General features: G+C 63.5%; 22 protein-coding genes. 17 read left to right on the top strand and 5 right to left on the bottom strand.

Going from position 1 to position 24582, the window contains the following annotated elements; all coding sequences use genetic code 11:
- Positions 1 to 4: 4 nt before the first annotated feature.
- Both AC25Z0_RS10835 and AC25Z0_RS10840 read right to left on the bottom strand, forming a co-directional pair.
- Positions 5 to 505: a MarR family winged helix-turn-helix transcriptional regulator gene (locus AC25Z0_RS10835; protein WP_488119664.1), complete on the bottom strand. Its 501-nt coding sequence runs from the start codon at positions 503 to 505 to the stop codon at positions 5 to 7.
- Positions 505 to 2340, bottom strand: a complete 1836-nt coding sequence (locus AC25Z0_RS10840) for an MDR family MFS transporter (protein WP_488120440.1) — start codon at positions 2338 to 2340, stop codon at positions 505 to 507. Before AC25Z0_RS10840 ends, AC25Z0_RS10835 begins: the two co-directional genes overlap by 1 nt.
- A gap of 218 nt (positions 2341 to 2558) precedes the next feature.
- Between AC25Z0_RS10840 and AC25Z0_RS10845 the strand changes: the two genes are divergently transcribed.
- The 8 genes from AC25Z0_RS10845 to AC25Z0_RS10880 all read left to right on the top strand — a co-directional run bounded on the left by AC25Z0_RS10845 (position 2559) and on the right by AC25Z0_RS10880 (position 10111).
- Positions 2559 to 3332 carry an HAD-IIB family hydrolase gene (locus AC25Z0_RS10845; RefSeq protein ID WP_488119665.1) on the top strand — a complete coding sequence of 258 codons (774 nt, stop codon included), beginning with the start codon at positions 2559 to 2561 and terminating at the stop codon, positions 3330 to 3332.
- A 16-nt stretch (positions 3333 to 3348) separates the two neighbouring features.
- A complete protein-coding gene (locus AC25Z0_RS10850; RefSeq protein ID WP_488133234.1) occupies positions 3349 to 4404 on the top strand; it encodes a lactonase family protein in 1056 nt (351 codons plus the stop codon).
- A gap of 290 nt (positions 4405 to 4694) precedes the next feature.
- On the top strand, positions 4695 to 5210 hold the full coding sequence (gene rplJ, locus AC25Z0_RS10855) for a 50S ribosomal protein L10 (RefSeq protein ID WP_488119667.1): 516 nt from the start codon (positions 4695 to 4697) through the stop codon (positions 5208 to 5210).
- Between the two features lie 51 nt (positions 5211 to 5261).
- A complete protein-coding gene (rplL, locus tag AC25Z0_RS10860) occupies positions 5262 to 5645 on the top strand; it encodes a 50S ribosomal protein L7/L12 (RefSeq protein WP_488119668.1) in 384 nt (127 codons plus the stop codon).
- Positions 5646 to 5929: 284 nt separating this feature from the next.
- Complete coding sequence (locus AC25Z0_RS10865; protein WP_488133235.1) at positions 5930 to 7246, top strand: ABC transporter substrate-binding protein; 1317 nt, start codon at positions 5930 to 5932, stop codon at positions 7244 to 7246.
- A gap of 31 nt (positions 7247 to 7277) precedes the next feature.
- Positions 7278 to 8660, top strand: a complete 1383-nt coding sequence (locus AC25Z0_RS10870) for an ABC transporter permease (RefSeq protein WP_488133236.1) — start codon at positions 7278 to 7280, stop codon at positions 8658 to 8660.
- Positions 8657 to 9598 (top strand): carbohydrate ABC transporter permease, encoded by a 942-nt coding sequence (locus tag AC25Z0_RS10875; protein ID WP_488133237.1) that lies wholly within the window; start codon positions 8657 to 8659, stop codon positions 9596 to 9598. Before AC25Z0_RS10870 ends, AC25Z0_RS10875 begins: the two co-directional genes overlap by 4 nt.
- Before the next feature lie 30 nt (positions 9599 to 9628).
- Entirely contained in the window at positions 9629 to 10111 is a 483-nt protein-coding gene (locus AC25Z0_RS10880; RefSeq protein WP_488133238.1) for a PPOX class F420-dependent oxidoreductase, read from the top strand.
- 52 nt (positions 10112 to 10163) lie between these two features.
- Here AC25Z0_RS10880 and AC25Z0_RS10885 read toward each other — a convergent pair whose 3' ends face one another.
- On the bottom strand, positions 10164 to 11000 hold the full coding sequence (locus AC25Z0_RS10885) for an SDR family NAD(P)-dependent oxidoreductase (RefSeq protein WP_488133239.1): 837 nt from the start codon (positions 10998 to 11000) through the stop codon (positions 10164 to 10166).
- Between the two features lie 85 nt (positions 11001 to 11085).
- Between AC25Z0_RS10885 and AC25Z0_RS10890 the strand changes: the two genes are divergently transcribed.
- The 5 genes from AC25Z0_RS10890 to AC25Z0_RS10910 all read left to right on the top strand — a co-directional run bounded on the left by AC25Z0_RS10890 (position 11086) and on the right by AC25Z0_RS10910 (position 17758).
- A complete protein-coding gene (locus AC25Z0_RS10890; protein WP_488133240.1) occupies positions 11086 to 11901 on the top strand; it encodes a helix-turn-helix transcriptional regulator in 816 nt (271 codons plus the stop codon).
- 186 nt (positions 11902 to 12087) lie between these two features.
- A complete protein-coding gene (locus AC25Z0_RS10895) occupies positions 12088 to 13407 on the top strand; it encodes an ABC transporter substrate-binding protein (RefSeq protein WP_488133241.1) in 1320 nt (439 codons plus the stop codon).
- 163 nt (positions 13408 to 13570) lie between these two features.
- On the top strand, positions 13571 to 14704 hold the full coding sequence (locus tag AC25Z0_RS10900) for a carbohydrate ABC transporter permease (protein WP_488119674.1): 1134 nt from the start codon (positions 13571 to 13573) through the stop codon (positions 14702 to 14704).
- Positions 14701 to 15675: a carbohydrate ABC transporter permease gene (locus tag AC25Z0_RS10905; RefSeq protein ID WP_488119675.1), complete on the top strand. Its 975-nt coding sequence runs from the start codon at positions 14701 to 14703 to the stop codon at positions 15673 to 15675. Before AC25Z0_RS10900 ends, AC25Z0_RS10905 begins: the two co-directional genes overlap by 4 nt.
- Positions 15676 to 15793: 118 nt before the next feature.
- Positions 15794 to 17758: an ABC transporter ATP-binding protein gene (locus tag AC25Z0_RS10910; protein ID WP_488119676.1), complete on the top strand. Its 1965-nt coding sequence runs from the start codon at positions 15794 to 15796 to the stop codon at positions 17756 to 17758.
- An 8-nt stretch (positions 17759 to 17766) separates the two neighbouring features.
- Here the strand turns inward: AC25Z0_RS10910 and AC25Z0_RS10915 are convergent, their stop codons facing one another.
- Both AC25Z0_RS10915 and AC25Z0_RS10920 read right to left on the bottom strand, forming a co-directional pair.
- The gene (locus AC25Z0_RS10915) at positions 17767 to 18441 is read right to left on the bottom strand and encodes a DUF305 domain-containing protein (RefSeq protein ID WP_488119677.1); all 675 of its coding nucleotides are present in this window, start codon (positions 18439 to 18441) and stop codon (positions 17767 to 17769) included.
- Positions 18419 to 19105, bottom strand: a complete 687-nt coding sequence (locus AC25Z0_RS10920; protein WP_488119678.1) for a thioredoxin-like domain-containing protein — start codon at positions 19103 to 19105, stop codon at positions 18419 to 18421. Before AC25Z0_RS10920 ends, AC25Z0_RS10915 begins: the two co-directional genes overlap by 23 nt.
- Before the next feature lie 181 nt (positions 19106 to 19286).
- Between AC25Z0_RS10920 and AC25Z0_RS10925 the strand changes: the two genes are divergently transcribed.
- The 4 genes from AC25Z0_RS10925 to AC25Z0_RS10940 all read left to right on the top strand — a co-directional run bounded on the left by AC25Z0_RS10925 (position 19287) and on the right by AC25Z0_RS10940 (position 24558).
- The gene (locus tag AC25Z0_RS10925) at positions 19287 to 20651 is read left to right on the top strand and encodes a cystathionine beta-synthase (protein ID WP_488119679.1); all 1365 of its coding nucleotides are present in this window, start codon (positions 19287 to 19289) and stop codon (positions 20649 to 20651) included.
- A gap of 61 nt (positions 20652 to 20712) precedes the next feature.
- Entirely contained in the window at positions 20713 to 21870 is a 1158-nt protein-coding gene (locus tag AC25Z0_RS10930) for a cystathionine gamma-synthase (protein ID WP_488119680.1), read from the top strand.
- 146 nt (positions 21871 to 22016) lie between these two features.
- A complete protein-coding gene (locus AC25Z0_RS10935) occupies positions 22017 to 23372 on the top strand; it encodes an APC family permease (protein ID WP_488133242.1) in 1356 nt (451 codons plus the stop codon).
- Positions 23373 to 23535: 163 nt separating this feature from the next.
- A complete protein-coding gene (locus AC25Z0_RS10940) occupies positions 23536 to 24558 on the top strand; it encodes a LacI family DNA-binding transcriptional regulator (RefSeq protein WP_488119682.1) in 1023 nt (340 codons plus the stop codon).
- Positions 24559 to 24582: the final 24 nt, after the last annotated feature.

Here is a 24582-nt window from a genome sequence, read left to right on the forward strand (position 1 = left end):
CACCTCACACCAACGCGGCGTCTTGCGAGGGCAAGGCCGAAACTGAGGGCAAGGCCGACGGCGACTCGTTCAACCGAGCGATGTACCCGCAAAAGGCGAGCAGATCCGTTGCCGACCAACTGGCCATACGCTCGTGCAGTGCAATCGGGTTGGAAATCAAAGCCTCTGAGAGCCGTTCGGTTCCATGGGGAGTGATCTCGAGAAACCGAGCACGACCATCTGACGGATCGACATGGTTCGTGATGAGTCCCAGCTCTTCCAGCTGCTTTGCCTGCCTGCTGATGACGCTCCGGTCAACGCAGAGCGACTCAGCGGCAGCGCTCGCATGCTTCGGGCCGCATCGCATGATGAGCCGAAGCAGCTTCAGGCCGAAGGGCTGCAGCGCGGGATCGACAGCCAGGGCCGCATTGCGCACGCTCAACCGGATCTGTCCGGCGAGAATGCTCATCTGCTCTTCGACCATGAGGACTGCCTCAGCCGTGCTGAGCTCTTCGACCGTTGCCATTAGCGGTGAGTGTCGTCTGCTGGCTGGTCAGCGGATGTCGATGCCGAGGCATCCGCTGACAACTCAGTCGCTGCCAACTCGTCCGCGTCGATCACGTTGATCGACCCGGTCGGGTGTGCCAGCCCAACGGGAGTCAGGCCAACGGCGGCCGTGCTCACGTCAATGAGGATGTCCTCCATGTCCTGAATCTCTCGCTCGCGGTCAAGCGTCGCAACCGAACCGGTCGCCGTCGTGACTGCGCCTGCAGCGCCAACGGTGCCTACGGCGCCCGTCTTCGTCTTGATGCCGGCGGTCATCGTGCGGATTCCGCCCGTCTTGGCGGCCTTCAGCTGCACGGCGTTCTTGGTGCCGAGCTTTGCGTTCGGCAGGAAGATCACCGCGATGAGCGTGACGATCGCCAGCGGAACGCTCCAGAGGAACACTGTTCCGACGCCGGAGCCATATGCACCCTCAACGACGGCGGCAATGGCGTGAGGCAGCTGCGAGATCTGGGGGATCGTTCCGCTGCCGAGCGTCTGTGCCGCAGTGAGCTGGTCGGCTGGGCTGAGCGTCGCAATGCCGTCCTTGATGTGCTGGGCCACAGCGGTGCCGAGTACGGAGCCGAGCACTGAGACGCCGATGGTGCCACCGAGGCTGCGGAAGAACGTCACAGCGCTGGTTGCAACACCGAGGTTCTTGACCTCAATGGAGTTCTGCACAACGAGAACCAGGTTCTGCATGAGCATGCCGAGGCCTGCGCCAAGGATTGCCATGTAGATACCGACGAGCACGAGGCTGGTTTCGGCGTCGAGTGTGCTGAGCAGTGCAGTACCGGCGATGATGAGAACGCCACCGGAGACCATGATGGCCTTCCAGTTACCGCGTCGGCTGATCAGGTTTCCGAAGAAGGTCGACGCGATGAGCAATCCACCCATCATCGGGATGGTGAGCAGGCCAGACTGCGTCGGCGTTGCGCCACGGGCCAGCTGCATGTACTGCGCCAGGAAGACCGAGGTGCCGAACATGGACACGCCCACCGAGATGCTGGCGATGACCGAGAGCGTGAACGTGCGGTTCTTGAACATGGTGAGCGGAATGATCGGCTCAGGCGTCTTGAACTCGACGATAACGGCGGCGATCAGGAGGATCGCAGAACCGGCAACCATCAGGAACGACGGAACGGATGCCCACTCGAACTGGCTCCCAGCCAGCGTGACCCAGATGAGCAGCAGCGAGATTCCGGCAGCGATCAGCACAGCACCGAGGTAGTCGATGTGAACCTTGCGCTTGGGGTGCTTCGGCAGGTGCAGGGTGAGCTGCAGCATGATGATCGCGAGAACGGCCACCGGAAGTGCGATGAAGAAGTTCCAGCGCCATCCGATTGCATCGGTGACGAGACCACCGAGCAGCGGGCCACCAACGGTACCGATGGCCATGACGGCACCGAACAAGCCGGCGTACTTTCCGCGGTCACGCGGGCTGATGATGTCGGCCATGATGATCTGGCTGAGTGCGGCGAGGCCACCACCGCCGAGTCCCTGCATCACGCGGAACACGATGAGTGTGTCTGTGCTCTGCGAGAAGCCGGCAAGCGCCGAGCCGAGAACAAAGATGACGAGCGCGAGCTGGATGAGCAGCTTGCGGTTGAAGAGGTCGGCGAACTTTCCCCACAGCGGCGTTGAGACCGTCGTGGCGAGCAGGGTCGCTGTAACGACCCAGGTGTACGCGGACTGGTTTCCGTTCAGATCGGAAATGATCAGCGGCAATGAGGTGGATACGACCGTACCGGCGAGGATCGACACGAACATGCCCAGGAGAAGCCCGGAGAGGGATTCCAGAACCTGGCGGTTGCTCATGGTTCCATCGGCGGAAACGGTGGACTTCGGGGGCTTCTTGCCCTTGCGTTGTGGTGCTTCTGTAGTGCGCGTGGCGCGTGACATCTGACTCCTGCTAGTAATTGATAGATATCAACTATAAACCGATAGTGGATAGGTGTCAACTACTTTTCTGGTGCTTCTCGGCATTGACCCGTATGGTGGGTGGCTGTTGTGTACTAGTAAGAGGAAGAACCCACGTGACTACGATTCCCCGCCTTGTTGCTTTCGACCTGGACGATACCCTCGCTCCGTCGAAGTCCGCTCTGGACCCGCGTATGGCCGCACTGCTGGTGCGCCTGCTCGATGTGGCTGAGGTGTGCGTGATTTCGGGCGGTCAGATCGCCCAGTTCCAGATGCAGCTCATTGACAACTTGACGGATGTCGATGGCGCGGCCCTCGGTCGCCTGCACCTGATGCCCACCTGTGGCACCCAGTACTACCGCCACTCGCAGGGCGACTGGGCCCAGATCTACGCCCAGAACCTCACTGATGACGAGAAATCCCGCGCCCTGGCCGCCGTTGAGGCGTCTGCGCGCGAGCTGGGCTACTGGGAGAGCGAGACCTGGGGTCCGATCCTCGAAGACCGCGGTTCACAGATCACGTTCTCCGCACTCGGCCAGGCTGCTCCCGTCGCCTCGAAGGTGGCATGGGACCCGACTGGCTCCAAGAAGAACGCCCTTCGCGAAGCGGTGCAGGCACAACTGGCCGACCTCGAGGTGCGATCTGGCGGCTCAACGTCCGTTGATATCACCCGTCGCGGCATCGACAAGGCTTACGGCATGCGCCGCCTCGCAGAGCTGAGCGGCGTTCCACTGGGCGACATGCTGTTCGTGGGCGACCGCCTCGACCCCGACGGCAATGACTACCCGGTGAAGGCGCTCGGCGTCGAATGCATCGCCGTCACCGGCTGGGAAGACACGGCATCCGTCGTTGAGCGGCTGATTCCTCAGCTGGCCGCCGCCGCAGCCTAAGACAATCGGGGGAGTGATGAACGCGAGTCGCGAACGTGTCTGGGTCGGTTCGTACACGGGCACGGCCGGTGCGGGTGATGGCATCGGCTCACTGAGCATCGATGACGCAGGGCGCACCCGGTGGGCCGGCGTTGCCGTGCAGGCGGACTCGCCCTCGTTCCTCGCCAGGCACCCAACGCTTCCCCTCTTATATGGCGTCGGTGAGGTCACCGCGACGGTGCAGGCCTATCGAGTGGTCGAGCCAGACGCTGCGACGCCGCGGCTCGAACCGGTCGGCGACGCATGGCCGGCTGGCGAAGCAGCCTGCCACGTTGCCGTCGATCCGGCCGGGGCATACCTTGTCGTCACGTGCTGGGGGAGCGGTGACGTTCTCTACTACGAGCTCACCGCCGACGGCGCACTCGCCAGTCGCAGTGTCGCGCCGGCCGCAACCGACCCGTACCCAGTGCAGCCAGGCGCAGAGCCACGCGTTTCACGGGCGCATGCAACCCTGATCCTGCCGGATGGCTCGCTCATCACCACCGACCTCGGGTTCGACCTGGTTCGAACGTGGACCGTCACGCCGGGCACCGGCCTCGTTGCCGTCGCCGATATTCCGCTGGGGTACGGCAGCGGCCCCCGTCACCTGGTGCTGCACCAGAGCGGACACGTGTACGTCGTGACCGAATACTCCGTTGAGGTCGTCGTGCTCGCACCGGATGCCGCTGCCGGGTTCAGTGTCATCGACCGCGTCCCAGCGAGCGTGCGTGGCGCCCAGGACGGAGACACCGCAGCCGAGATCTCACTGGACGACGCCGGCCGCCACGTCTACGTCACGGTACGCGGCTCTGACATCGTCTCCACCCTGACCGTGTACGCCGACGGCGCCCAGCTGCAGTCCTTGACCGACACGGCGTGTGGCGGACACATCCCTCGCCATCACCTGCTCGTTGGCAACCTGCTCCTGGTGGCGAACCAGGCGTCGAGTACCGTCGTGACGTTCGCGCTCGATGCCGAGACCGGCGTCCCCGCGACGATTGTTGACACGGTGGCCGTCGGCTCGCCGACCTGCCTGCTGCCCTTCGCGCGCTAACCGGCCCGCCGCCCACGTGAAACCGCCCCACCGGGGTCGATTTGCACAAACGGCGTGGCATCCGGTAGCGTATGACAAAGCCAAAGACCGCCGGTTATTGCCGTGCTCAGAAATGAGTGAAGCAATCGAAGGTTCATGTACATGAACGGCCCGCGCAGGATTCGAAGTATTGAGAGCAGTTCTTGTAGAACTGCTCACCGCTCCGGCCTTGCGCTGGAGCTTTTTTTATGTCTGCGCCAAGGGCTACCGGCACTGAATGCAAATTCAAGATCAAGATCAAGAGGAGCGCCATGGCGAACAAGGAAGCATCGGTCGCCGAGCTTACGGAGAAATTCCAGAGCTCGACCGCCGTTCTGCTCACCGAGTACCGCGGTCTCACTGTTGCCCAGCTCAAGCAGCTGCGCACATCCATCAGTGAGGACGCCACGTACGCCGTGGTAAAGAACACGCTCACCAAGATCGCGGCGAACAACGCGGGCATCACGTCATTTGACGATGAGCTTGCTGGTCCGTCCGCTATCGCTTTCGTGCACGGTGACCCAGTCAACGTCGCGAAGGCTCTGCGTGCCTTTGCCAAGGCAAACCCTCTCCTGGTGATTAAGGGCGGTTACTTCGACGGTAGCCCGCTCACCGCCGCAGAGGTAGGCAAGCTCGCCGACCTCGAGTCCCGTGAAGTTCTGCTCGGCAAGCTTGCCGGCGCCTTCAAGGCCTCGCTGTTCGGAGCCGCATATCTGTTCAACGCACCGCTGTCGAAGGCCGTTCGCACGGTCGACGCGCTGCGTGAGAAGCAGGAGTCCGCGAACTAGGCATCAGCCTCGTCTCGCGGTGAGTAATTTACGAAAACTAAGGAGAAAATCATGGCAAAGCTTTCAACGGAAGAGCTGCTTGAGCAGTTCAAGGGTCTGACCCTCATCGAGCTCAGCGAGTTCGTCAAGGCATTCGAGGAGACCTTCGAGGTCACCGCCGCTGCTCCGGTTGCTGCTGCAGCCGCTGCTGGCCCCGCTGCCGCAGCTGAAGAGGTCGAAGAGCAGACCGCTTTCGACGTCATCCTCGAAGCAGCTGGCGACAAGAAGATCCAGGTCATCAAGACCGTGCGTGAGCTCACCAGCCTCGGCCTGGGCGAAGCAAAGGCAGTCGTCGACGGCGCTCCCAAGGCTGTCCTCGAAGGCGCAAGCAAGGAAGCTGCCGAGAAGGCAAAGGCTGCTCTCGAAGAAGCCGGCGCAACCGTTACCCTCAAGTAATCTCGCCCCGCAAGGGGTGCTTCTTGAGGCGTGATCGGCGCTTGTCGTTGATTCGATAAGCGCAGGCATGCACCAGAAAAGGGCGTCGTCTCCATTACGGGGACGGCGCCCTTTTGGCGTTTAACCGCGCGCCAAACCGACCGGATGCCTGGCTCATCACTCCCCGTTGTCGAACGCGAAAAACGCGCCTAATTTGGGAAACGGAAACCGGCTCACCCCGGTGAACCGGCCTCCAGACCGTGCGCGTTCTCACCCTGAACGCGTGCTTTGAACGAGGAGGAATAATGCGATCCACACGGACTCGCCGCCTCAGCGTCCCGCTGGTCGTCGCGGCGTCAGCCGCCCTCGTACTCGCCGGATGCACGAGCGGTACGAGCACGAACTCCACGAGCGCTACGGCGGTCGACTTGAACGGCGTCACACTGAATGTGGCCGCAGACTGGTCGGGAGCCGAACAGACGAGCTTCGAGAAGGTGCTCGCCCAATTCACCGAGGAGACCGGTGCCACCGTCAACTACACGAGCTACGGCACCGATGTCGCCACCACGCTGAACACCAAGATTCAGGGCGGTGACCCGCCCGATGTCGCCGTCATCCCGCAGCCAGGTCAACTGGACGCGCTGGCGAAGGCCGGCAGCCTGATCCCGCTGGACAGTGCAACGTCAGACACCGTCAAGGCGAACTACAGCCAGGACTGGGTTGACCTCGGCTCGTCAGACGGCAAGCTCTACGGCGTCTGGTTCAAGGGCACGAACAAATCGACTGTCTGGTACAACACCGATGTCTACGACACGGCGGGTGCAACGGCACCGGCCACCTGGGACGACTTCACCAAGCAGCTCACGCTGGTCTCAGACTCTGGTGTCTACGGACTCTCTGTGGGAGCGGATGCCGGCTGGCCCCTCACCGACTGGTTCGAGAACGTGTACCTGCGCTCCGCCGGCGCTGACATGTACGACAAGCTCGCCACCCACGAAATCCCGTGGACAGATCCATCCGTCACCGAGGCACTCACCATGCTCGGGACGCTGTGGGGAAACACCACGATCATGCAGCCAGGGGCTGCGCAACGCACCTTCGGTGACTCCGTGATTGCCGTGTTCGGTGACCCGCCGGCCGCCGGAACCGTGTACGAGGGCGACTTCGTGATCGGGAACATCCAGAGTGACACCAAGGCAGAGGTTGGCAAGACGGCGCAGTTCTATGACTTCCCGTCTATCAACGGTTCAGAGCCCTCGGTTGTCGGTGGCGGTAACGCCGCTGTGCAGCTGAAGGACAACAAGGGGGCCGCCGCGCTGATGAGCTACCTGGCGACGCCGGAGGCGGCCACCATCTGGGTGAAGGAAGGCGGATTCACCTCTCCAAACAAGGAGGTGGACGTCAACGCGTACCCGGATGACATCAGCCAGAAGATCGCAGAGGCGCTGGTTGATGCGAAGATCTTCCGCTTCGACATGTCCGACCTCGCGCCGAGTGCTTTCGGTGGAACCAAGGGCGCAGGCGAATGGCAGATCCTGATCAACTTCCTGGAGAACCCAACGGATGTCGCGGGAACGCAACAGCAACTGGAGGACGCCGCGCAGGCGGCCTGGACGCAGTAGTCACAGGCGGTCTCGAGGGAGGTGACGCGTGATGAGCGCGACAGCGGCAGTGCCAGCGGCAGTGCCAGCGGCGGTGCCACAGGATGGCCCTCCGCACAGCGGGGAACATTCGAAGGGTTCCCGCGCCGCGAGGCGTCGCCGCTTTCTCATCGCTGCAGCCTTCCTCGGGCCTGCTCTGTTCCTGTTGATCGTGCTCGTCGCATACCCGGTGGTTTATTCGGTGTGGCGATCCTTCTTTGACGCTGCAGGGGGCGCCTTCGTCGGGCTCGACAACTACGTCACGATGTTCACCGATCCGGCGACATTTACCGCCATCAGGAACAACGTGATCTGGGTGGCCGTCGTGCCTGTCACCGTCACGATCCTCGGGCTGATCTTCGCGGTTCTCATGGACCGCATCAAGTGGGGCCTGGCCTTCAAGCTGATCGTCTTCATGCCGATGGCGATCTCCATGGTCGCGGCCGGCGTGATTTTCCGCACCGCGTTCCAGGAGAACCCGCAACTGGGTGTGGTCAACGCGTCCCTCGTCGCCATTCACGACGCCTTCGGCGGCAATTCCGCCTTCCCCAATGCCCGGCCGAGGGAGGAGGCAGGGCTGGTCGTCTCAGATGGCGGGCTGTCCGGCGGCGCAGTGGTTGAGCCCGGCGGCACGCAGGACTTCCCCATCATCGGCATCCCGCCAGACTCCGTGCCGTCGAGTGCGGCCGTCGCTGTCGCGGCCGCGTCGGCACCGGATGCCATCACCGGTACGGTCTGGCTCGACTTCGTGCCGGGCGGCGGTGGCACACCGGCCACCGTTGGCGACGGCAAGAAGGGGCTGCCGGGTGTCGAAGTGGTGGCTCTCGGCCCGTCGGGCGGGGTTATCGCAACGGCCCATACCGCCATCGACGGCACGTACTCGCTCGCGGGCTTGAGTTCAGGCAGCTACACGGTGTCGTTGCCGGCGTCCAACTTCGTCGCTCCATACAGCGGAGTGTCGTGGCTGGGGCCCGGCCTTGTGACGGCGGTGGTGATCCTCAGCTATGTCTGGATCTGGGCCGGCTTTGCCATGGTGATGATCGCATCCGGTCTCTCAGCGATGGACAGGTCGCTGCAGGAGGCCGCCCGCATGGACGGCGCGAACGAATGGCAGGTGTTCAGGCGCATCACGGCGCCGCTGCTGTCCCCTGTGCTCATCGTCGTTTTCGTGACCCTCATCATCAACGTGCTGAAGATTTTCGACCTGGTCTACGTGATACCTCCGCCATCATCGCTGCCCGATGCCACGGTGATCGCCGTGCAGATGTGGACGGTCTCGTTCGGCGGCGGCAATAACCAGGGCCTCGGCAGCGCGCTCTCCGTGCTGTTGCTGGTGCTCGTGCTGCCGTTCATGATCATCAACGTGCGTCGATTCCGGATGGACAAAGAGCGATGACACGCGCGACGGATGTGCCAGACCTGCCAGGATCTGCGCCGCTGGCCAGCGCAACCAGCGCCGCGAACCTGTCGATCGTCAAGCCGAAGCGCACGGTGGCCGGGCGCATCGTGAGCTTCCTCGGTCGCGGCGTCGTCAACGTCGTGCTTGCACTCATCGCCATCTTCTGGCTGGTGCCGACCGTCGGCCTGTTCGTGGCGTCCCTCCGCAACAGCACGGACAACAGCCAAAGCGGATGGTGGACGATCTTCACCGCACCGGCCCAGCTCACCCTTGAGAACTACGGCAACCTGCTCGGCAACAGCCAGTTCATGAGCTCGTTCGTCAACACGATCATCATCACGGTGCCGGCCACGCTTCTGGTCATCATCATTGGCGCACTGGCCGGCTACGCGTTCGCGTGGATCGACTTCCCCGGCCGCGACTGGCTCCTGATCATTGTCATCGTGATGCTGGCGGTGCCCGTGCAGGTTGCGCTCATCCCGATCGCACGGCTGTTCGGCAGTCTCGGCCTGTTCGGTTCCGTCGTTGGCGTTGTGATCTTCCACGTGTCGTTCGGGCTGCCGTTCGCGATCTTCCTGCTGCGCAACTTCTTCACCCAGATACCCAGCGAACTCATGGAGGCGGCCAAGCTCGACGGTGCGAGCGAGTGGCGCATCTTCACCAGGCTCATCGTTCCCCTCGGGATGCCGGCCATCGCCTCCCTCGGCATCTTCCAGTTCCTCTGGGTCTGGAACGACCTGCTGGTGGCGCTGATCTTCACGAATGCCTCTTCACAGCCGGTGACGGTGGCGATTCAAAGCCAGCTTCGCCAGTTCGGCGCGAATATCGACGTGTTGTCCTCTGGCGCGTTCCTGTCGATGATCATCCCGCTGATCGTGTTCTTCGCCTTCCAGCGCTACTTCGTGACGGCACTTCTGGCCGGTTCGCAGCGTTGATCCGATCAAACGGTGCCCTAGCCTCGAACTATGGCTAGAAGCATCGCAACCAATACCACCGTCGACTTCGAAAACCTCCTCGACTTCGTGCGCCCGCGGCACCGAATGCTGCTGGCCACCATGCGTGCAGACGGCCGGCCTCAGATGTCTCCTGTCGCCGGCGGCGTCGATGCCGCCGGACGGATTGTCATTTCGACGTACCCAGCCCGCGCCAAGGTGCGAAACCTTGAGCGCGACCCGCGGGCATCCGTCACCGTGTTCTCAGACGACTGGGACGGAGCCTGGGTGCAGGTCGACGGCGAGGCCGAGGTGTTGCACCTGCCGGAGTCAGTCGACGGGCTCGTCGACTACTTTCGCTGCATCGCAGGAGAGCACCCCGATTGGGACGAGTACCGAGCCGCGATGGTGATCCAGGGCAAGTCTCTGATCAGGATCACGCCGACGCGCTGGGGTCCGATCGCCACCGGCGGCTTTCCGCAGGATGTCGCCGAACGGCTCGACGCGCTCCACTAGACGTGGCCACTCTCTCGACCCAGTTGCGGCCGGCGGCGCCTGACCTGCAGCGTCACGGCTGTGCAACGGCGCTGATGTGTGACCATTCCGCCCATTCGGCGAGACGGCGTTCGTATATGCCCTGTGCAACACTCGCGGCCTGGCTGCCGAGAATGACGCGGAGCGGCACCCTTTCGCCGTCGACGAGCTGTAGAAGCGCTGTCGCGGCGTCGTGCGGCGATCCTGATGCTTGGCCGCCACGTCGCGCCGCGGCCGCTTCACGAACAGGGTCGTACTCCGGGAGCGGGAAAGAATGGCGAGCCGACGCTCCAGCCCAATCGGTGGCGTATCCGCCCGGTTCGACGATCGTGACGCCGATACCGAATGGCGCCACCTCGAGTGCGAGGGATTCCGACAGCGCCTCAAGAGCCCATTTGGAGGCGTTGTACGCGCCAAGGTTGGCGAACGCGCCGATGCCACCGAGGCTTGAGATCTGGAAGATGCGCCCGTGCTGCTGCGCGCGCATCACAGGGACAGCAGCTTGCGCGACCCACAAAGCGCCGAGGGTATTGGTTTCAAACTGCGAGCGGATGTCGGCCTCTGACAGTTCCTCGACGGTACCGAAGTGTCCGTAGCCGGCATTGTTGACGAGAACGTCGAGCGAGCCCATCCGCTCGGCTGCCTCGGCGACAACGGATCGCACCTCCTGCCTTGATGTCACGTCCAGTGTGAATGGCAGCACCCGGTCGCCGTACGTGTCACGCAGGTCGTCGAGGCTCGAGATGTTCCGTGCCGTGGCGGCGACAATGTCGCCGCGTTCCAAAGCGGCGGTGGCAAAGGCCCGGCCGAGCCCGCGGCCGGCACCCGTAATGAGCCATGTGGTCGTGCTGGCGTCGTTGTCTGTTTTCATAGTTCGATTCTTCTTCTGCACTCGGCCGCCAGGAAGGTCGGCTTGCACCCGGGAGCGCCGCACCCACCTTTGATAAGATCGCGCGGTGACGTCGACACTCGGCAATTTCCTGCAGGCCAGTCGTAACCGTGTCCAGCCAGGTCAGGCCGGATTTCCAGTGAGTGATCGCCGCCGGGTGCCTGGCCTCCGACGCGAAGAGGTAGCTCAACTCGCCGGGGTGAGCGTCGACTACTACGTCAGGCTTGAACAGGGCCGCGAGACATCACCGTCGCCCGCCGTCGCCGATGCACTCGGACGCGCGCTGAAACTCGACGAGCATGCTGTCACCCACTTGTACCGGCTGGCAGGACTCACCCCTCGGCGCTTGTCTGCCACCAGTGAGGTGGTGGATCCCGACCTTCTCGGCTTACTCAACGAATGGGGAGAGCACCCGGCCATCGTGCTGGGGCATGCCTTCGACGTTCTCGCGACGAATAGCCTCGGCGAGGCGCTGTTCATGGGGTTCCCCGGCACGCGGAACCTGATCGAGTCCTTGTTCCTCGATCCGGCATCGCGCGACCTCTATATCGACTGGGCTGATGTCGCCCGCAATACAGTCGCGGGCTTCCGGCTCCTCGACGCAGCCCAGCCTGACGACCCACGAATCACAGACGTTCGTGCTCGGCTCCAGGCCGACAGCCCGGAGTTCCGGTCGATGTGGGACGACCAACTCGTCAGGGGCAGCAGAATGAGAACGAAGCGCTTCCGGCATCCGCTTGCTGGCGAGTTTCAGCTGAGCATCAACGCCTTCGACGTGAGATCTGCCCCTGGCCAGGAACTCGTGGTCTACCGAGCAGAGCCGGGGTCTCAAGCGGTGGACGCCATGACGACCCTGCGTGGGGCGGCGGCTACGCCGAGGTGACGTTAAAGGCGCACTGTGGCGGGTGCGACGACATAACGATTTAGCATCAGAGAGCGCTTTCACGGGGCTTTGGTTGCTCCCGGTTCTATCCGCCCGTATCTTTGGTCTGTAAACGCTTGCTACGTAGCCGCTGCCCCCGGCAGTCGCCGTACGAGCGCTTTCTTTAACTCAACGAGGAGGAACCGAATGAGCGTGAAATTGCACCGTCGACTCATCATCCCGACCGCCGTCGCAGCAGTCATCGGACTCGCGCTCACCGGTTGCGGAAATGGCCCTGGCGCCACGACTGAAGAATCTGGCGCGGCAGGAGACGGTGAAGTCACCGTTTACGGCACGATTGCCGACACAGAGGCCGACCTGCTTGAGCAGTCATGGGCCCAGTGGGAAAAAGACAACAACATCGACATCAAGTACGAATCGTCGAAGGAATTCGAAGCGCAGATCGCGATTCGCGCCCAGGGCGGCAACGCTCCTGACCTCGCGATCTTCCCGCAGCCCGGCCTGCTGGCCGACCTCGCGACGCGTGGCTACCTGAAGCCGGCATCCGCTGATGTCGAAGCCAACGTCGATGAGGGCTGGTCGAAAGACTGGAAGGCCTACGGCACTGTCGACGGCACCTTCTACGGCGCACCGCTGATGGCCAGCGTCAAGGGCTTCGTCTGGTACTCCCCGAAGAACTTCGCTGAGTGGGGTGTAGAAGTTCCCCAGACCTGGGACGACCTGCTCGCCGTCACGAAGACCATCCAGGAGAAGACCGGCAAGGCGCCATGGTGTGCCGGCTTCGGCTCCGGCGATGCAACAGGTTGGCCGGGAACGGACTGGGTCGAAGACCTCGTCCTCCGTCAGTCAGGCGCTGAAACCTATGACAAGTGGGTGAAGAACGAGATTCCGTTCACCGATGCGGCCATCAAGGGCGCATTCGACTCCGTGGGCGAAATCCTGCTGAACCCGAGCTACGTCAACGCCGGTTTCGGTGACGTCGCTTCCATCAACAGCACCGCATTCGGTGACGTTGCGACGCCGATCTCCGACGGAACCTGCGCGCTGACGCACCAGGCTTCGTTCTTCGACGGCTTCATCACGGATGCCGGCGGAGAAGTCGGCCCCGACGCTGACGTGTGGGCATTCATCACCCCCGGTGAAGAAGCCGGCGCATCAGCCGTCACCGGTGGTGGAGAAATCGTCGGTGCATTCTCCGACGATGCAGACACCCAGAAGGTTCAGGCCTACCTCTCGAGCGCTGACTGGGCTAACAGCCGCGTCGCTCTCGGTGGTGTGATCAGCGCCAACAAGGGTCTCGACGCGAAGAACGCCAAGAGCCCGATCCTGCAGCAGGCCATCACCATCCTGCAGGACCCGAAGACGACCTTCCGCTTTGACGCATCCGACCTCATGCCGGGTGCTGTAGGCGCAGGAACGTTCTGGAAGGGCATGGTCAACTGGACCAACGGAACACCGACGGACGAGGTGCTCACGAGCATCGAAGCCGGCTGGCCGTCCAGCTAACACGCGCTCGCGCAACAAAAAATCACAATGAACGTGGGCTGACTTCGCGCTGCGAAGCAGCCCACGTTTGATTACTGGTATAACGTGGCGATACCGATTATCGCCCTCGGGTTGATTGCTCTTACGGTCCGTTGAGTTCACTGCCGCACTCGAAAGGGTTCCAATGTCAGCATTCTTCGCCTGGCTCGGACAGATGCCGCCCCTGGTCCAGGTGCCCATCATCATCCTGGCCTTCGTGGTGGTCGTCGCCGCGATCCTCTTCTTCGTCGAGATAGCGCCGCGGTCCGGACGCCTGTACACCGGCATCCGCTTGGCTGTGTGCATTGCGGCTCCGGCCCTGGTGCTGATCCTTGTCGGGTCCTATGACTGGGCCGTCATCGTCGCCGCAGTGCTCGGTGGGCTGTTCTTCATTCTCGACTTCCGCTCACGCAAGGGAGCCGGCTATCTCTTCCAGCTGGTCGGTTTCCTCTCACCTGCCGTGCTGTTGCTGGCCATCGGGTTGGTCATCCCCACGATCCAGACCGCGGTTCAGGCCTTCCAGAACTCGCGCGGAACTGAATTCGTCGGTTTTGACAACTTCATCTGGGTGTTCACGCAGCCTGAGGCGATCCGCACGGTGGGCAACACCATCGTCTGGGTGCTCGTGGCGCCGCTTGTGTCCACCATCGCTGGGCTCGCATACGCCGTCTTCATCGACAAGAGCAGGGGCGAGAAGTACTTCAAGATCCTGGTCTTCATGCCGATGGCCATCTCGTTCGTTGGCGCATCCATCATCTGGCGCTTCGTCTACACCGCTCGCCCCGCAGACCAGAACCAGATCGGCCTGCTGAACCAGATCGTGGTGTGGCTGGGCGGAACCCCCGTCGACTTCCTTGCTGTTGAACCGTGGAACACCCTGTTCCTCATTGTCGTGCTGATCTGGGTTCAGACCGGATTCGCGATGGTCGTGCTGTCAGCGGCAATCAAGGGCGTCCCCGGTGAACAGCTGGAGGCCGCAGAGCTCGACGGCACCAACGGCTGGCAGCGCTTCGTCAACGTGATCGTGCCCGGCATCCGCGGCTCCCTCATCGTTGTGCTGACGACCATCTCGATCGCATCGCTGAAGGTCTTCGACATCGTTCGTACGATGACCGCCGGTTCCAACAACACCAGCGTCATCGCCAACGAGATGTACACCCAGTTCAAGAACTTCGAACAGGGTCGCTCAGCGGCATTCGCCGTTGTGCTGTTCCTCCTGGTGATGCCGATCGTGGTCTACAACGCCAGACAGATCAAAAAGCAGAGGGAGATCCGATGAGCGCCGTGCTGCCTATCGACCTGCCGGTCGATCCTGAAACCGAAGCGCAACTGCGGAACGGTGAGAAGAAGAGCGAACTCGGTGTCGCCAAGCGCACCAAGAAGCGACTGACCAGCCGTGGCGCCACTATCGCGGCTCTCCTCATCGCGATCGTGTGGACGATTCCGACGTTCGGCCTGTTCGTCTCGTCGTTCCGCCCTGCACAGCAGGTGCGCACTACCGGCTGGTGGACGATGTTCGCCAACTGGGGTGTCACCCTCGACAACTACACCGACGTCCTCGCAGCGGGCAACAGCCAGCTGAACCTGGCTGGCGCGTTCATCAACTCGATCGCGATCACTCTTCCGGCGACCATGCTCCCGCTGATCATCGCAAGCCTCGCCGCATACGCATTCGCCTGGATCGACTTCAGGGGCAAGGACATCCTGTTCATCGGGGTCTTCGCGTTGCAGATTGTGCCGCTGCAGATGGCCCTTGTGCCGCTGCTTCAGCTCTTCTCGCAGGGCACGATCTTCGGCTTCCCTGTCGTCGAATCCCTGAACGCTGGTGGCGGATACGCGCAGGTATGGATTGCGCACACCATGTTCGCTCTGCCGCTCGCCATCTTCCTGCTGTACAACTTCGTGTCAGAGATCCCCTCTGAGGTGATTGAGGCCGCACGAGTGGATGGCGCAGGCCACGGCCAGATCTTCTTCCGGATCATCCTGCCGCTGACCATGCCTGCACTGGCCTCGTTCGCGATCTTCCAGTTCCTGTGGGTGTGGAACGACCTGCTCGTCGCCCTGATCTTCGCCGACGGGGCTGTGGCTCCCATGACGAAGCTGCTCGCAGAGATCACGGGTAGCCGTGGCCAGGACTGGCACCTGCTCACAGCGGGCGCATTCATCTCGATCCTGGTTCCGTTGCTGGTGTTCTTCGCGCTTCAGCGGTTCTTCGTGCGCGGCCTGCTGGCCGGTTCCACGAAGGGATAACACGCTCCACCTGTATGGGTCGCCCGGTTTTGCTCGTGCTTCGGCATTTCGACGAGCACAGCTGGGCGGCCCATTACGTGTGTGCGGTCACGTCAGTCGCGGAGCTTAGAGTGAAACCATGAGCGGAATGCACGGCGGCGGAAGCCGCGGAGGTGGTGGCGGCGGCACAGGCGGAGGCCCTGCACGCCGAGCCGGTCGGATCAGCGGCGGCGACGCCAAGGCGCAGCGCGCGGAGAATGCCAAGGCGCCGCGCATCCCCAACCTGCTTGGCCGCATCTGGCAGCTGTTCGTGCCGTACAAACCGCAGCTGGTCGTCACCGTCATCCTGGTGCTGATCGGTGCGACGCTCTCGGTCATCCCGCCGCTCCTGACGCAGCGGGCATTCGACGACGGACTCTTCCCCGCCTCTGGCACACCCAACCTGTCGACCCTGGCCTGGCTCGTCGGGCTGATGATGGTGGTCTTCATCGCGTCGGCGCTGCTCGGCGTCTGGCAGACCTGGCTCACCGCAACGGTGGGCAACAAGGTTATGGGCGCGCTGCGCGTGAACCTGTTCACGCACCTGCAGGCCATGGAACTCAGCTTCTTCACCAAGACCAAGACCGGCGTCATCCAGTCACGCCTGCAGAACGACGTCGGCGGAGTGGCCAGCGTGCTGACCAACACGATCTCGAGCGTGCTCGGCAACACCGTCACGGTCATCGCCGCGTTCGTCGCCATGCTGCTGCTCAACTGGCAGCTGACCATCGTGGCCGTCATCCTGATGCCGATTCTGGTCATCGCGCAGCGCCGCGTCGGCCAGGTGCGGGCACGGATCGCCGCCAAGACGCAGGAATCGCTCTCAGACATGACGGCGATCACCCAGGAGACGCTGAGCGTGTCCGGCATCCTGCTGTCGAAGAGCTTCACCAGGCAGAAGACGGAGATCGGTCGCTACGCCGACGAGAACGCCAACCAGATTCGCCTGCAGGTCAGCCAGCAGATGAGTGGCCAGTGGTTCTTCGCCATGGTCAACATCTTCCTCGCCAGCATCCCCGCGATCGTCTACCTCGTCTCAGGACTGCTCATCACCAATGGGGCAACGGATGTCACGGCCGGCACCATCGTCGCCTTCACCACCGTGCAGGCCAGGCTCATGTTCCCGCTGCTCGGCTTGATGCGCGTCGCACTCGACCTGCAGACGTCGAGCGCGCTGTTCGCCCGCATCTTCGAGTACCTCGACCTGAAGCCCGCCATCAGCGACAAGCCGACGGCGATTCCGGTGCCAGAGGGAGGACCCGACTTTGGGCAGGTCGCATTCGACCACGTCTCGTTCGCGTACCCCGATGCGACGTCCGATGCCCGTCCGACGCTCGACGACGTGTCATTCACGATTGCGCCGGGGGAATTCGCGGCGTTCGTCGGCCCGTCTGGGGCAGGCAAGACCACCGTGTCATACCTGATCCCACGCTTCTACGAGGCATCTGGCGGCCGAGTGCTCTTCTCAGGGACCGACGTGCGCGACCTGAGCCAGGAGTCGCTGGTGTCCCACATCGGCATCGTGAGCCAGGAGACGTACCTGTTCCACGCGACCATCGCCGAAAACCTGCGGTACGCGAAACCGGATGCGACGGATGCTGAGCTCGAGACGGCCGCACGGGCCGCAAACATCCACGACACCATTGCCTCGTTCCCCGACACCTACAACACGGTGGTGGGGGAACGCGGCTACCGGCTCTCCGGCGGTGAGAAGCAGCGCATTGCGATCGCGCGGGTGCTGCTGAAGAACCCGGAGGTGCTGATCCTCGACGAGGCAACGAGCGCACTCGACGCCATTTCGGAGCGCGTCGTGCAGGCAGCACTCGACACGGCATCCAGGGGTCGAACCACCATCGCCATCGCACACCGGTTGTCGACGATCGTCTCTGCCGATGTCATCTTCGTGGTCGACGCAGGCCGCATTGTTGAGCACGGAACGCACGCGCAGCTGCTCGCCTTCGGGGGCGTATACGCGCGGCTGTACTCCCAGCAGGGGGCATCGCCGTCGCCGGTTGCCGTCAGCCCGTCACCGTTCGTTGACGGGCTTTCCGGCCCCGGCGAATAGCGGGAACGCTACGCGCGCTTGGCCAGCATGCTCTGCATCAGGTCGATCTCTGACTTCTGGCTCTGTACAACGGATGTCGCAAAGGCGACAACCACAGAATTCTCACTGCGATCCAGCACGGCATCCGCCATCTCAATCGCACCCTGGTGATGCGCGATCATCAGCGTGAGAAAGATGCGTTCTGCGTCGACGTCTGAGGCCGCCGTCAACTCTGCGATCTGGTCTGCGGTGGCCAGGCCAGGCATGGGATCGCCGGGGGCGTGACCGGCCCCGCCTGACGCGGTCGTGTGGTCGTGACCCGTCTCTGACGAGCCTGGACGCGTCATCCACGTCATCGATGGCTCGCTGGCAGCCTGGGAGAGGTTCCACTCGTTCAGCCAGCCGTACATCTGCCCAGACTGCTGCGACTGCGTGGTCGCGATGTCGTATGCGAGCAACCGGACGTCGGGGTCGTCGGTGCGGTCACGGATGATCATGGACAGTTCAACGCCCTGGTCGTGGTGCACCTGCATGTCCCTGGCGAATCCGGCCTCTGCGCTCGTCGCGGTCGGGGTTGGATCGTTGATGGTGCTGAGGCGACCGGCCGACCACGCGATTGCTCCCACAACGACCGCGGTGATGAGTGCGGTGATGAGGATCGCGAGGCGACCGGCGCCTGGCTTAGGAGACCTTTCCTGGGGCATTGAATGCGCCAGTGCAGGCAGAGCCGGGCTCTGGAACGTTGTTGCTCTTCCAGAACTCCTCAAGGAATTCCTGGATGCGGGGGTCGTCGGCAGATTCAACCTGCAGCTGCGAGTTCCAGCCGCTCAGCACGATGGGGGTTGGCAGGCCGTCGAACGGCGAGAGAACGATGTACGTCGACGGCAGTTTCGACTTCAGTGTCTTCAACTCGTCTGCGCCAAGCGCCGGGTCGTAGGTGACCCAGATGGCGCCGTGCTCAAGGGAGTGCACCGCGTTTTCACTCGGTACCTGCTCGGTGTAGACGCCGCAGTTCAGCCACATCGGGTTGTGTGCACCGCCGGCCGGGGGAGTCTGCGGGTATGTCACCGAGGTCTCGACGTGCTCAGAGGTGTTGGTAAACGTTTCAACGCCGTCGATCTCTGCGCCGGTGCCCCCTGCTGAGTAGCTGGCGGCCTGTGGGGTCAGCACGATGGAGGCGACCACGATCCCAACGATGGCGACGACCCCGACAGCGGTGGAGATGATGCCGATCTTGCGGTTGCGCTTGGTGCGCTTCTCCTGCAACCGGAATGCTTCAAGCTTCTTCTCGCGCTGAACCTGGCGCTGCTGCTTGATAGTGAGGTCTGGGGAGCCGGATTTCGATCCGGGGGGCGGGGCGGGGGTCACTGGATGGCCTCTCGTAGTTGTCCTTGTTCAATACGAACGCATGCGGGCACGCTTCGCTTCCTCCGGGCCTGCTCTCACAGATGCTTCACAGGATAGTTGAGAGTGGTATCAATGACATATCACAGCAGAAGATCTCATCGCGAGGTCTTGCGTGACAGCGACACTCAACGAAGGACTCTCTATGAAGATCGCCCAGTCTGTGCTCGACCTCATCGGCAACACTCCGCTGGTGAAACTCAACAAGGTCACGGAGGGTGTTTCCGCCACCGTGCTCGTGAAGCTGGAGTACTTGAACCCTGGTGGATCTTCGAAAGACCGCATCGCCACGCGCATCATCGATGCCGCTGAGCGCGACGGACTCCTGAAGCCCGGCGGAACCATCGTGGAACCGACATCGGGCAACACCGGAGTCGGCCTGGCGCTCGTCGCACAGCAGCGCGGCTACCACTGCATCTTCGTCTGCCCAGACAAGGTCGGGGAGGACAAACGCAATGTGCTGACAGCATACGGCGCCGAAGTTGTGGTGACCCCGACATCCGTTGCCCCTGACAGCCCTGAGTCGTACTACAGCGTCTCTGACCGCCTGGCCAGCGAGATTCCAGGGGCGTTCAAGCCGAACCAGTACGCCAACCCGAATGGCCCCCTCAGCCACTACGAGACGACCGGACCCGAGATCTGGCGCGACACAGACGGCACCGTCACCCACTTCGTCGCGGGCGTCGGCACCGGCGGCACCATCACCGGAACCGGCCGTTACCTGCGCGAGGTCTCGAACGACCGGGTGCAGATCATTGGCGCAGACCCTGAAGGCTCGGTGTACTCGGGCGGCACAGGGCGCCCGTACCTCGTTGAGGGTGTCGGCGAAGACTTCTGGCCGACCGCCTATGATCCGAGCGTCCCTCACGAGATCATCGCCGTGTCGGATGCCGACTCCTTCGCGATGACGCGCAGGCTCGCACTCGAAGAGGGCATCCTGGTCGGCGGCTCCAGTGGCATGGCCGTGGTGGCAGCCCTCCGCGCTGCCGAGAAACTGGGAGCGGATGACACCATCGTTGTGTTGCTGCCAGACGGGGGCCGCGGCTACCTCGGCAAGATCTTCAACGACGGCTGGATGCGCAGCTACGGCTTCACAAACGCGCCGGCCGGGCACACGGTCGGCGACCTGCTTGAGTCGAAGACCGGTACGTTGCCGCCCTTCGTCTACGTGCACCCGAGCGACACGGTGCGCGACGCGATCGAGACCATGACGTCGTCGAGCGTGTCGCAGCTGCTCGTGCTGGCGGCCAAGCCGCCCGTGGTGATGGGTGAAGTCGTCGGTGCGCTCAGCGAGGGACGCCTGATGGACCTGGTGTTCTCCGGTGAGGTCAAGCTCGCCGACAAGGTGACATCCGTCGTCGGAGATGCGCTGCCGCTGATCGGCGTCAACGAACCGGTCGCCACGGCTAGGGCAGCGTTCACCACGAGTGATGCATTGCTCGTGACGGATGGCGGCAAGCCGCTGGGCGTCATCACCCGCCATGACCTGCTCACCTACCTGAGCGCCTGACCAACACAGCGGTTGACACACAGACAGCTAGCCACACAGACAGACCAGAGCAAGGATCGCCATGACAGACTCACAGAACTTCGACACCGTTGCCATCCACGCCGGGCAGGCCTTTGACCCGACAACCGGCGCGGTCATCCCGCCCGTCTATCTCACCTCGACGTTCGTGCAAGACGGCATCGGCGGCCTGCGCGGCGGTTACGAATACACCAGGGGTGGCAACCCCACCCGTGACTCGCTGCAGACGCTGCTGGCCGCACTTGAGGGCGGCGAGATCGGACTGTCATTCGCGAGCGGGCTGGCCGCTGAAGACACCCTGCTGCGCGCCGCGCTTCTTCCGGGCGACCACATCGTGCTCGGCAACGATGTATACGGCGGCACCCACCGACTGATCGAGCGTGTGCACGGGCCGTGGGGTGTCCGCAACAGCACCGTCGAGATGAGTGACCTTGCTGCCGTCGAGGCGGCCATCATCCCCGGCGTGACGAAGCTGCTCTGGGTGGAGACGCCGAGCAACCCGCTCATGAAGATCAGCGACATTGCCGCGCTCGCCGAAATCGGACACCGTCACGGCGTCACCGTCGTCGTCGACAACACGTTCGCGTCACCGGCACTGCAGCAGCCGCTGGCACTCGGCGCCGACGTCGTCGTGCACTCGACGACCAAGTACCTTGGGGGGCACTCAGACGTGCTGGGCGGCGCGCTCATCTTCGGCCGCGACAACGAGCTGGCCCAGAAGGCCTCCTTCCTGCAGTTCGCTGCCGGTCCGGTGTCTGCGCCGCTCGATGCGTGGCTCACGACGCGCGGCATCAAGACGCTGTCGGTGCGGATGGATCGCCACTGCAGCAACGCGCAGGCCATCGCAGAGCATCTTGAGGGGAACCCCGCGCTCGATGGCGTGTACTACCCAGGCCTCGCTTCGCACCCCGGCCACGAGCTGGCTGCTGCCCAGATGAGCGGGTTCGGCGGCATGCTGTCGCTCGCGTTTGCCGGCGGTGCGACAGCAGCTCGGGCCTTCGCAGAATCGATGACGCTGTTCCAGCTGGCCGAGTCGCTCGGTGGGGTCGAATCACTCGTGAACTACCCAGCAGAGATGACGCACGCCTCCGTGCGCGGCACCGACCTCGAAGTGCCAGACAACATTGTGCGGCTCTCGGTGGGCATTGAGGACGTCACCGACCTCATCGCTGACATCGACGGGGCGCTGGCCCGGCTGTAGCTCCCTCCGTTGATTGAGGAGGCCGCCAGGCCGTCTCGAAATCACCGCGAGCCATCCAGGCACCCGTGCCCCAAAGTGGCAGTTTATGAACGAAGGATGTCAACTCTGCCATTTCGTCGTCGCTCGCCGGCCGACAGAATGGTGACATGAGCACAACCAAGACACCCCAATCGCGCGAGGGATCGCTCGCCTCACCCGTCGGCATCCGCAACCCAGCGGATGCCGCTGGCGCGCACACCGGATCCCTCGGGCTCGTCCAGGGCACAGCGCTGTACATCGCGGCGGTGCTCGGCACCGGCATCCTGGTGCTGCCGGGGCTTGCCGCCAGTGCGGCGGGGCCCGCGTCAATGGTTGCCGTGCTCGTGGTGTTCGTGCTCTCTATCCCGCTGGCCGGCACATTCGCTGCGCTGGCGGCGCGCTACCCAGACCCGGGCGGTGTTGCCAGCTACGTGCGCAAGGCGCTCGGCGAAACGTGGGCGCGGATGGCCGGGTACTGGTTCTTCTTCGGGGTGGGTGCAGGCGCGCCCGTCGTCGCGATGCTCGGCGCGGAGTACGTGGTGGCCATCGTCGGCGCAGACCGCTCTGTGGTGGTGTGGGTGGCGGTAGCCATCCTCGTCCCGCCCCTCGTGATCAACTTCCTCGGGGTGCGCGTCTCCGGCGTGGTGCAGCTGGTGCTCACCGGCGCACTGCTCTTCGTGGTGATCGGCGTCGTCGCCGTTGCTGCCCCAGCGGCAGAGCCCTCGAACTTCGAGCCGTTCCTGCCGAACGGCTGGGGCGGCGTCGGTACCGCTGTCAGCCTGTTCGTGTGGGCATTCGCCGGGTGGGAGATCGGCACCCACATCTCTGGGGAGTTCAAGAACCCTCGCCGCGTCATCCCGATCGCGACGGCGATCGCGCTGGTTGTTGTGGGCGTCGCGTACCTGGCCCTGCAGTGGGTGACCGTCGCGGTGCTGGGCGCTGGCGCGGGCGACGGCCAGGTTCCCCTGCTCGACCTGGTGTCGACATCCACTCTGGGTATCGGTCCTGTGCTGGTGGCTGTCATCGCCGCAATCGTCGCCCTCGGCGTGCTGAATGTGTACCTCGGCGCGTTTGCCAAGCTGGGCGCATCGCTCGGCCGCGACGGAGACCTGCCTCGCTGGATGTCGCGGGGCGTTGGCTCCGGCGAGGTTCCCCGGCGTGCGCTGGGAGTGGTCGCCGTCATCACTGCCACGTACTTCACGATGATGATGCTGAACGGGCAGGGGCTCACGCCGTTCATCCTCATTCACACGAGTTCGATGGTGGCGATCTATGTGCTCGGAATGATCGCAGCGGTGCGGCTGCTTGAGACGTGGTCATTTGGCTGGTGGCTCGCAGCATTGTCGGTTGTACTCACCATTGGGCTGCTGGTTCTTGCCGGGCCGAACCTGCTGGTGCCCGGTGTGCTCGCTGTGGCTGCCGTGATCGTCGCCGTCGTGAAGCGCGCGCGATCGGGCAGTGATGCACGCGTAGTCGCCGACTAAAACGGACACATGCCGCAACGGGCATGAATGTCGCTGGGGCCGTGGGGAATGATCCCTCCGGGAATGTGACAGTCACATCCGATCCCACTCGTGGGCGTCTGCCATGCATAATTGACACGCGTTCACATTTGTGACCGTGCACATTGCAGCGGAATCTTCTCCTATGACCTTGGAACCACCAGCGGGCCGCGCGCCGAGCATTCGCGACGTCGCGCGCCTCGCGGGGGTATCCCACCAAACAGTTTCACGGGTGCTGAACAACCACCCCAGCATCCGCGAGTCGACCAAGCTGCGTGTGCTCGAGGTGATGGACGAACTGCAGTACCGGCCCAATCGTGCAGCCCAGGCGCTGGTTAAGGGGCGCTCGCGCACCATCGGCGTGCTCTCGTCGTCGGGTTCGGAGTATGGCCCGGCGAGCAGCATTGCCGCGATCCAGGACGCAGCACGGGATGCCGGCTACTACGTGAACACGGCGAACCTCACGAGCGTCGACCAGCCGTCCATTGAGGCTGCCGTCGCGCATCTCATGGACCAGTCTGTTGAGGGACTGATCGTCATCGCACCGCAGGTGCGCGTCTTCGATGTGCTTGAGCGGTTATCGATCGGGGTGCCTCTCGTCACACTGCAGTCGGCTGGCCGGCTGAACGACAGAGCCCTCTCCGTTGACCAGATTGCGGGGGCACGACTCGCGACGCGGCACCTCATCGAGCTCGGCCACACCAACATCTACCACCTGGCCGGCCCACAGGACTGGATCGAGGCCGAGGCCAGGATGCGCGGCTTCCTCGACGAGATGAGTGCCCAGGACGTGCCGACGACGGCACCCATCCTCGGCGACTGGACGGCCGAGTTCGGCTACTACGCCGGGCGGGAGCTCCTGCGGGTGCGGGACTTCACCGCCATCTTCTCGTCCAATGACCAGATGGCGCTCGGTCTCATGCATGCGATCCATGATGCGGGGCTCAGCATCCCGGGGGACATCAGCATCATCGGATTCGATGACATCCCAGAGGCGCCGCATTTCTGGCCGCCGCTGTCGACCGTGCGACAGGACTTCGGCGAACTCGGACGTCGCAGCATCGCACTGCTGCTGGCCGAGATCGACGGCGAAGACACCGAACCCTATCGTGGCGCGATCATGCCGGAACTGGTTGTCAGGTCGTCGACAGGGCGGGCCGCCTTCTAGGTTGCGCGCGGCATCCGCTGCGGT

The sequence above is a fragment of the Leifsonia sp. Y862 genome (assembly GCF_057669585.1).